The sequence below is a fragment of the Acetobacter sp. AN02 genome (genome assembly GCF_029759835.1).
In the GTDB taxonomy this organism is placed as follows: Bacteria; Pseudomonadota; Alphaproteobacteria; order Acetobacterales; family Acetobacteraceae; genus Acetobacter.
Map to the genome: position 1 here is coordinate 1 of NZ_JAJJND010000100.1, position 8,507 is coordinate 8,507.

General features: G+C 62.3%; 9 protein-coding genes. 7 read left to right on the forward strand and 2 right to left on the reverse strand.

Features of this window, described 5'->3' with window-relative positions; translation table 11 throughout:
- Window positions 1-26: 26 nt before the first annotated feature.
- Window positions 27-815, reverse strand: coding sequence for a hypothetical protein (locus LOC54_RS10365; protein ID WP_279313743.1), 789 nt, complete (start codon window positions 813-815; stop codon window positions 27-29).
- Window positions 816-927: 112 nt separating this feature from the next.
- Between LOC54_RS10365 and LOC54_RS10370 the strand changes: the two genes are divergently transcribed.
- Complete coding sequence (locus LOC54_RS10370; RefSeq protein WP_279313744.1) at window positions 928-2,271, forward strand: RsmB/NOP family class I SAM-dependent RNA methyltransferase; 1,344 nt, start codon at window positions 928-930, stop codon at window positions 2,269-2,271.
- Between the two features lie 230 nt (window positions 2,272-2,501).
- The gene (locus LOC54_RS10375) at window positions 2,502-2,852 is read left to right on the forward strand and encodes a hypothetical protein (RefSeq protein ID WP_279313745.1); all 351 of its coding nucleotides are present in this window, start codon (window positions 2,502-2,504) and stop codon (window positions 2,850-2,852) included.
- A gap of 836 nt (window positions 2,853-3,688) precedes the next feature.
- Here the strand turns inward: LOC54_RS10375 and LOC54_RS10380 are convergent.
- A complete protein-coding gene (locus tag LOC54_RS10380) occupies window positions 3,689-5,092 on the reverse strand; it encodes a penicillin-binding protein activator (RefSeq protein WP_279313746.1) in 1,404 nt (467 codons plus the stop codon).
- 76 nt (window positions 5,093-5,168) lie between these two features.
- Here LOC54_RS10380 and rsmI point away from each other — a divergent pair, with 76 nt between their 5' ends.
- From rsmI to LOC54_RS10405, 5 genes are all read left to right on the forward strand, one after another.
- Window positions 5,169-6,095 carry a 16S rRNA (cytidine(1402)-2'-O)-methyltransferase gene (gene rsmI / locus LOC54_RS10385; protein ID WP_279313751.1) on the forward strand — a complete coding sequence of 309 codons (927 nt, stop codon included), beginning with the start codon at window positions 5,169-5,171 and terminating at the stop codon, window positions 6,093-6,095.
- Between the two features lie 25 nt (window positions 6,096-6,120).
- Window positions 6,121-6,885, forward strand: coding sequence for an EamA family transporter (locus LOC54_RS10390; RefSeq protein WP_279313747.1), 765 nt, complete (start codon window positions 6,121-6,123; stop codon window positions 6,883-6,885).
- 20 nt (window positions 6,886-6,905) lie between these two features.
- Window positions 6,906-7,148: a sulfurtransferase TusA family protein gene (locus LOC54_RS10395; protein WP_279313748.1), complete on the forward strand. Its 243-nt coding sequence runs from the start codon at window positions 6,906-6,908 to the stop codon at window positions 7,146-7,148.
- Between the two features lie 98 nt (window positions 7,149-7,246).
- The gene (locus LOC54_RS10400; RefSeq protein WP_279313749.1) at window positions 7,247-7,483 is read left to right on the forward strand and encodes an exodeoxyribonuclease VII small subunit; all 237 of its coding nucleotides are present in this window, start codon (window positions 7,247-7,249) and stop codon (window positions 7,481-7,483) included.
- 4 nt (window positions 7,484-7,487) lie between these two features.
- Window positions 7,488-8,408 carry a polyprenyl synthetase family protein gene (locus tag LOC54_RS10405; protein WP_279313750.1) on the forward strand — a complete coding sequence of 307 codons (921 nt, stop codon included), beginning with the start codon at window positions 7,488-7,490 and terminating at the stop codon, window positions 8,406-8,408.
- Window positions 8,409-8,507 lie beyond the last annotated feature (99 nt).

An 8,507-nucleotide genomic window follows, 5' to 3' on the forward strand; every position in this document is an offset into this window, starting at 1 on the left:
AACCTTGCCCATAAACCCGTCCTCTCTCAGGCCGGTCTATAGCTTAACCCCCTGTCCAAAAAACCGGGGCCACCTCTGTATCTCACCCATCCGCACAGACGCCCGAGTTCAGCCTCTCCCTGTCCGGCTTCGTACTGCAGACCGGCCAGACTCAGCGGATCCTCATACAGCGCATTCATCTTCTCCCATAACGCCAGAAGGCGCTTTAAAGCCGCGAGGGCAGCCGCTCTGGCAATCCTGTCCGCGTGTCTGTCTTCCGGCCGGGAGGCCTGCTGTTCCGTCTCGAGGCCGGAGATCGTTCTACGGATCAGGCGGAACTGCGGCGGTTCCCTGCCGGATATGCCGGAAAACCCCATCATGCCGTACAGACGGACCAGCGAATCGGAGAAGCCATAGGGGCAGAGATAATCGGCCAGACGGGCTGACAGCTCTTTCGCAAGATATTTCCTGTCAGCCATACGCTTGCGGCCTGCATCTTCCGCCAGACGCCTGACGGGACGCCCGGCAAAGCCAGCCGTAGCAACGGCGCGCATCTCGGAATCCATTCCGGCTGCATCCGAGATATTCTTCCTCAGAATCTCCTTCAGAAGGATTCTGTCGAACGCGACCGGCCTGAAGCCGAAATCCCCGAACTGCCCCGGAGCAACGACAACGATACCGGAACCGGCAAAGCCTGGCATGAGAAGCTTTGGCGGGCGCGTAAAGAAAAGCCGCAGCATCACACCACCTGGCACCGCACTGACTGTCGGCACGAATATTTCCCGTCCCCGGTCAGACAGGCTGGCAATCACACCCAGCCCATGGCTTACACCCATAAAAAATCCGCATCCCCCGCGCTGTTTCCGGATACAAAACCATCTCAGGGACTGGTCTGCCGGTATCTGACGTGCAATGTGCTCTTCCTCACGCCATTGAAGCGCGCAAGGAATGAAGATTTCGTCAAAATCATCTCCGGACGGACGGAAATTCAGCAGAACTTCCCGCTCCCGTTCTGCTCCCCGCCCCGCCCCGCAGCCGGACCCGACGCGCGACATCGCATTTGAGATTCTGCGCGGTGTGATTGAGGACCGGCGCATGCTGGAGACAAGTCTCTCCCGCGCCACCAGGGACGGGCAGGCCGAGGCCCGCGACCGCGCGGCGGCCCACAGGCTGGCTGCCACGACCATCCGGCATCTTGGCTCACTCTCCGTGGCCCTTGAGCCGTTTCTTCGCAAGCAGCCACCGGAAGCCGTCCGTGCCGCGCTGCTGCTGGGCGCGACGCAGCTGCTTTACCTTGAGACTCCGCCTCATGCCGCGGTCGGGACGATTGTCGATCTGCTGCGGCGGCACAGGCTGGAGCCTTTTGCCGGTCTTGCAAACGCCGTGCTGCGCAAGGTTGCTGCTCAGGGCGTCAGTCTGCTTGAGGGACTGGATACCGAGCGTCTGGATATTCCTTCCTGGCTCTGGAGTTCGTGGAAATCGCTTGGTCCCGGTGTAGCCCGGGCCATTTCCCGCACCCTGAATGAGGAAGCGCCGGTTGATCTGACATTGCGTCCCGCAAGCCCCGTTCCTGAAGGCGGCGAACTCCTTCCGGGCGGCTCCGTGCGGTTTCCGGCCGGAACGCGGATTCCCGGAATTGCCGGCTATGAGGAAGGGCTGTTCTGGGTTCAGGACGTGGCAGCCTCCTGGCCTGCCCGTCTGCTTGCGGCCCGTCCGGGAGAGAGCGTGGCCGATCTCTGTGCTGCCCCCGGAGGCAAGACGGCCCAGCTTGCCCTGACCGGTGCGAAGGTTGTGGCCGTTGAACGCGAGGAGACCCGTGCGGTCCGACTGCGGGAGAATATCGCCCGGCTGCGGCTGGAGGTGGAGACGGTAATTGCCGATGCGACATCGTGGCGGCCGGACCGGCCTGTGGATGCGATTCTGCTGGATGCACCCTGCTCCGCCACCGGCACCGCACGGCGGCATCCGGATGTTCTGTGGATCAAGCGGCCGCGGGATCTGACGGCTCTGGCGGAAGGGCAACGCAGGCTGCTTGAGGCGGCATGGCAGATGCTGCGTCCCGGCGGGCGGCTGATCTATGCGGTGTGCTCGCTTCAGGAAGAAGAAGGCCCGGCGCAGGTGGAAGCCGCACGGCGTATCGGCTTCGTTCATGAGGCCTTTACCCCTGAAGAGCTGGCGGATCTGCCGGAGGCCCTGACGCCGGAAGGCTGTTTCCGCACTCATCCCGGGATGTGGTCTGACAAGGGTGGCATGGACGGATTCTTTGCGGCGCGCCTGATTCGCCCGGCCTGAGCGAACGGGGCGTGATTAAAAAATAACCATCCGCCGTACGGATCTGATTACTTTCTGATCTGTTCAGTTACGGTTTGTTGTCTTTTTATCACACTAGGGAAAGGCTGCCTGTTTCGCAGGCGCTGACAGGCCTTTTCCTGATTGGCGAATGCCGGTCATGGCAATACGTTTTTTCTGACGGGGCGCTCCTGCCGCGCCTCCACCGCCTTCGCCGAGGATGCAGAAAGACGATGTCAGCAGCTCAGACGTCCGCCGCCGGAAATGTTGTCCCCTTCCGCCTCTCTTTCCTTCCCCGGCATCGGGAATATCTTTCCCGCTGGCTGACTGCCGGGCTTCCCATGGGGCTTTGCGACGCTGATATCGGTGCTGATCCGGGCTCTTCCGCTCAGGATCCGGATATCGTTATGGTGTGGGTGCGTGAGACGGCTGATCCGGCCTATACGGTCCGGCCGCAGGGAACGCGATGGGTTGTGGCGGATGCGATCCGCAATCGTGAGCTCAGCCGGGAAGGATCGTTTGAGGCGGCCCTGAATTTCATCCGGCCGGTTCTGCCGGTGCCCGAGGTGACGGTGGCGGCCTGACAGCGAATTCCTTTTCATTCTTATTTTACCCGGGTTATATTATTTTTACCCCTGATAAAAAGGGTTTCCAGACGACTGAATTGTCTGGGGATATGATCGCCCGGGCTCACCTGCTGACGTCACCTGGTACAATCCTCCTTGCCAGACCGATATGAGGTGACCTGTCGGATCCTGAGGTGCGCTGATTATGACTTTTTCGGGGCGTTCTTTGCTTATACGACTCTGTCGTCGCTGCCTGACGTTCCCTGACTGCTACTTGTGCTCCCGTTTGCAGGATTTGCAATCATGGGCGCTGCGACTGTTCGCGTTGTCCGTCAGCCCGGCGATGTAATTACGACCCCGGCACAGGCGAGGCGGGTAATATTAATCGGCGAAGGAATTCTTATCTTCCTTGCTGCCAGCCTCGTCATCCGGCTTGGGCCCATCCGGAATTTCTGTTACCGGCGATGGCACTGATCGTCGGGCTGCACTTCATTCTCCCGGCCCCGGCTACGTCATTCGTGACATTGTATGTTCCGGCCGGAGTCCTTATGTTTTCCGGGCTTGCCGGATTTGTCGCCGGCGGCTCCTCAGATAGGACAATTTCCGGTTTTATACCCGCTGCTGCGTTGTGGAGTGCATCAGTAATGGCGATCCGCAGGGATGCACGTTCAACGCGGCAAAGCAGTTTCGTCATGCCTGCCTCCACACAGCGGAAACGGATCGCCCGGACTTCCCTCCGGGCGGGCACATTCATAAATAATACGGTTTTTTCTGCACTTTTCCTGCAGACCTGTTTCGGAACTCCGTATCCGGCGTCGGATACGGAGTTCTGTCTTTCTGCCGGCTTTTTCCCGTCAGCTTTTTCCGGCCACACCGGAGTCCAGAATCCGGCCTCCTCCGACGGCCTGTACCTCGAAGACGGCGAGGTCGCGGCGGACCGTTCCGTCCTGATTGAGGATGAAGGTGCCTGATGCGCCCTGGAAGCCTTCGGGGCGGGTCAGGAGAGAGGCGGGAAATCCGTTACCGCGGCTTTGTGTCGCGACGGTTGCGGCGGCGATGCCTCCGTCATAGGCGATATCGGCCAGCGGAGTCGGGACGTGGTGATTCTCGGCCTGGAAGCGGCTGACGAAGTTCTGGCGGGCCGCCGGATTCACACCTGCATACCATGCGCCCTGGATGCCTCCGAGCTTTGAGGAGAAGGCGCCCCACAGGGCCGGACCGAGGATTCGCACCTGCGGGGCTGCGAGATGGTATGTGGCCGTGCTGTCGATGATGGTTTTCAGCTCAAGCCCTGTATCGCCCAGCAGCAGGGCGTCGAACGGCAGCTTTTCCGGGACGGAGGCCGACGAGGCTTCGGGGACGGGGGACAGGGCCGGGCCGGAGGAGGCCAGGGCCTTTGCCAGCTCCGGCGGCAGGGCGTCTCCGGGAGCGGAGGGCTCTGTCGTGTCCTGGGCTGATATTTCGGGGAGCGGGTCCGTCGTTGAGGCTGAAGAGGCTGCGGGCTGCGGGGCGGCGGCGGAAGTGCTGCCGATCAGGCGCTGCAGGCCTGCCGTGATCGCGGCCGTGCCCGGGGCGTGATATTCGATCTGCGGGGCGGGCAGACCGTAAAGCGTGCAGGCCTTGAGGAGGCCGTCGCCCATGGCGTGTCCGAAGGGGGTGTCGGGCAGCAGAGCGGCGAAGCTGTGGCGGCCTTCATTCTTTGCTGCGGCGACGAGGCGCGTGACCTGCTGTTCCGGTGTGATTCCGAGGGTCCACACGCCCGGCGAGGCCTGGCGGACATCGCTGGTGAAGGCGAGGACCGGGATGGTGTTCAGCCGGGTCATGGAGGCAATCGAGGCCGTGTCCTGCGCGGTGAGCGGTCCGAGGATCAGCCCGTCTCCGGCGGAGATGGCGGTCTGTGCGGCGGCGGTGACGCCGGCGGGGCCTGCGGTATCGTGGACATCGACCTGCGGGGTGCTGCCGCCTGAGGCGGACAGGGCGAGACGGACGCTGCGGAGCATTTCACCGCCGAGGGTTGCGTTCTTTCCGCTCAGGGGGAGCAGCACGCCGAGTTTTGCCCGGGCGGCGTTTCCCTGCCCTGCGGCAGCGCCGTCGGGCCATGACGTGCTGGTCTGTGTGCAGGCTGAGAGGGCGAGCAGCGAGGCGGTCAGGAGTCCTGTCTTACAGAGAGGGGTGGCCTTGCGAATGGGGGTGGCACGGGAACGGTGTGCGGAGATTTTCCCTCGTGCCATATCGTGGCATGACTGAACCGGCTTCAACGCTGTGCTCCTCCGCACTGGTAGGATGATAAGAATGACTGTTTCAGACCCTGTCGCCCTTTCCGGAGAACCGGAGATGTCCGGCGGGCCGGATCATGACGACGCTCATGACTGTCATAACGAAGGTTTTCCGCCGCGTCATGCTTTGCGTGAAGGCGGTCTGACGCTGGTGGCGACGCCGATCGGCAACCTTGGCGATTTCAGTCCCCGCGCGCAGGCGGCTCTGCGGGAGGCAGATCTCGTGCTGTGCGAGGACACTCGGGTTACGGCGCGACTGTTGCAGCATTATGGCATTTCCGTCCGTACGGGCGCGTTGCACGATCATAATGAGGAGCAGCGTCTTCCCGGGCTTGTGCAGCAGCTGCGCGAGGGAGTGCGGATTGCTCTTGTTTCTGATGCCGGGATGCCGGTGATGTCCGATCCGGGCTATCGCCTGGTCCGGGCCGTGACGGAGGCGGGATTGCCCCTGACGGCGGTTCCGGGTCCGAATGCGGCTCTGACGGCTCTGGTTCTGTCGGGTCTGCCGCCGCATCCGTTCATGTTTCTGGGTTTTCCTCCCCCGCGTGAGGCTGCGCGTCTGGAGAGTTTCCGCACGCTGCGGGCGGCGGAGCTGGCCGGGCTTCATGCGACTCTGATCTGGCATGAGGCGCCGCATCGCGTGGCGGATATGGTGGCTGATCTCGCAGATGTGTTCGGAACCGGGCGGCAGGTTGTGATCGCACGCGAGCTGACCAAGCGGTTTGAGGAGCTTTTACGCGGGGATGGCGTGTCTCTGGCGAAGCGGTGCCGGGAGGATCCGCCGCGCGGGGAGATGACGGTTCTGATCGCGCCTCCTGCTGCGGAGGAGGAGGACGGGGCTGCGGATCTGGATGAGCGGCTGGTCGCGGCTCTGGAGCACAGTTCCGTGCGGGATGCGGCGGCGATCGTGGCGAAGGCATCGGGTCTGCCGCGGCGGACGGTTTATGCGCGGGCTCTGGAGCTTGCGGCTCTGAGGGGGGCGTGATGCGAGGTGTTTCCTGTGGGGGGTGATGTCCGTTCTGCGGCATCCCGGTTATGGCACCGGGATTGCGTGCGGTTTCGGCGCGGGGGCGCTGTGGGGGCTGGTTTTTCTGGTTCCTGAGCTGGCGCGCGGGTTTACGCCGCTGCAGCTCGCCTGCGGGAGGTATTTTTTCTACGGCCTGTTTTCTGCGGTTCTGCTGATTCCGCGCATTCCGGTTCTGCGCGGGCATGTGTCGGTGCGGGAGTGGCGGGAGCTGTTTTTCCTGTCTCTTGCAGGGAACACGGTTTATTTCATCCTTCTTGCGGCCGGGGTTCAGGCGGGTGGCATTGCGATGACCTCAATCATCGTGGGGGCGGTTCCGGTTCCGGTGATGTTTGCGGGGAGTGTGATGTCCGCGCGGAGTCCGGAGGGGGAGGCCGTTCCGTTCGCGCGTCTGGTGCCGTTTGCGGCGGGTCTGCTCCCTGCCCTGCCCGGTTTTCCGCTGTTGTCTGCGGGTTCGGGGGATGTCGTGCATTCTGCGGGGGCGTGGCTGCGGTTTGCGCTGATCTGTGCGGGGGTTGCTGTTCTTGCATCCATGGCGGGCAATGCGCTGTGGAACCGGGCGAGCCGTCTTCTGCCTCTGACACTGTCGGGGCAGATGATTCTGTCGGAGACGTTATCGGCGCTGATCTATGGCTGTCTGTGGAACGGCCGGTTTCTGACCTTGTCCGAGGGGCTTGCGTTTGTGTGTGTTGTTCTGAGCGTGATCAGCTGTGTGGGGGCGCACCGGCGTTCCCGCCCTGCCGGAACCTGAAAGTCAGCCGGGACCTGAAAATGAGTGATACGGTTTTTGATGTGCGGGGGTTTTTCTGCCCTCTTCCGGTTCTTAAGGCGGCCCGTGCGCTGCGGGCGATGTCCCCTGGCGAGCGGCTTCGGGTTCTGGTTTCGGACCGGGCGTCTGTCGCGGAATTCCGGGCTTTCTGCCGGGAGAGCGGTCATGCTCTGGTTGCCTTTACGGAGGAGGACGGGACGTATGTTTTTGTCATCCGCCGGGGAGAGGGCAGCGCCGGACTCTGATCAGGCATGCTCCCCGCATCCCGCCATAAAGGGTTGGCACATCCCCGGCGCGGGGGTAATGGCTGCCCTTCGCATTGAGTCGTGAGGACCCGTCCGGTATGAACAGCGACATCACCGCACTTTCGTTTGAGGAGGCGCTTCACGAGCTGGAGCGAATCGTCCGGAGTATGGAAGTGGGGCAGCTGAAGCTTGAAGATGCCATTACCGCCTATGAGCGCGGTTCGGTATTGCGTCAGCATTGTGAGAAGAAGCTGCGTGAGGCGGAGGAGCGCGTGCAGCTTATTGTGAAAAAGAACGACGGCTCTGCTGGCGTCGCCAATCTGGAACAGACGTGAGACCATGGATATCTCCACTCCGGCACAGGCTGCTGATTTCTCCGATCTGAAGGCTTCTCTGGCGCGGCGGGCGTCTGAGATCGAGGCGTCTCTGGACGCGCTCATTCCACCTGTTTCCGATGACAGTGCGCGTCTGTACGATGCGATGCGCTATGCCACGCTGGGCGGCGGGAAGCGTCTGCGCGGCTATCTCGTGGTTGAGACGGCAGTTCTGTTCGGCGTGTCCGAGGCTGCCGCCCTGCGTGTTGCGGCGTCTGTTGAGATGCTGCACGCCTACTCCCTCGTTCATGACGATCTTCCGGCGATGGATGATGATGATCTGCGCCGCGGGCAGCCTTCGGCGCATCGGAAGTTTGATGAGGCGACGGCCATTCTGGCCGGTGATGCGCTGCAGACGCTTGCGTTTGAGGTGATTGCCGATCCGGCGACGTCGGGTGATGCATCCGTGCGTGCGGATCTGGTTCTGGCTCTGGCCCGGGCTTCGGGGGCTGCGGGGATGGTCGGCGGTCAGATGATTGACATGCTGGGTGAGGGCCGGTCTCTGCCGCTGGAGGCCGTGCGTCGTCTGCATGAGCTCAAGACGGGGCGTCTGATCCGTTATTCTGCCGAGGCGGGTGCGCTTCTGGGGGGTGCGTCTTCCGATCAGATGAAGGCGCTTCTGTCTTACGGGCATGATATCGGGGCGGCGTTCCAGATTGCGGATGACGTTCTGGATGCAACGGCGAGTGCCGAGGAACTGGGCAAGACGGCGGGTAAGGATGAGGCTTCGGGGAAGTCCACTTTTGTGGCCCTGCTTGGAATTGACGGGGCGCGGCGTGAAGCTGAGGTTCTGATGAACAGGGCTGTTACGGCGCTCTCACCTTTTGGTGATCGTGCGAAACATCTGCACCTTCTCGCCCGCTACATGGTCGAGAGAAAGAGCTGAATCATGTCATCCAAATCTTCTTCCGGTCGTTTTCCTGTTCTTGATCGTGTTGTTTATCCGCATGAGATGAGGAATTTTTCTGTTTCTCAGCTTGAGCAG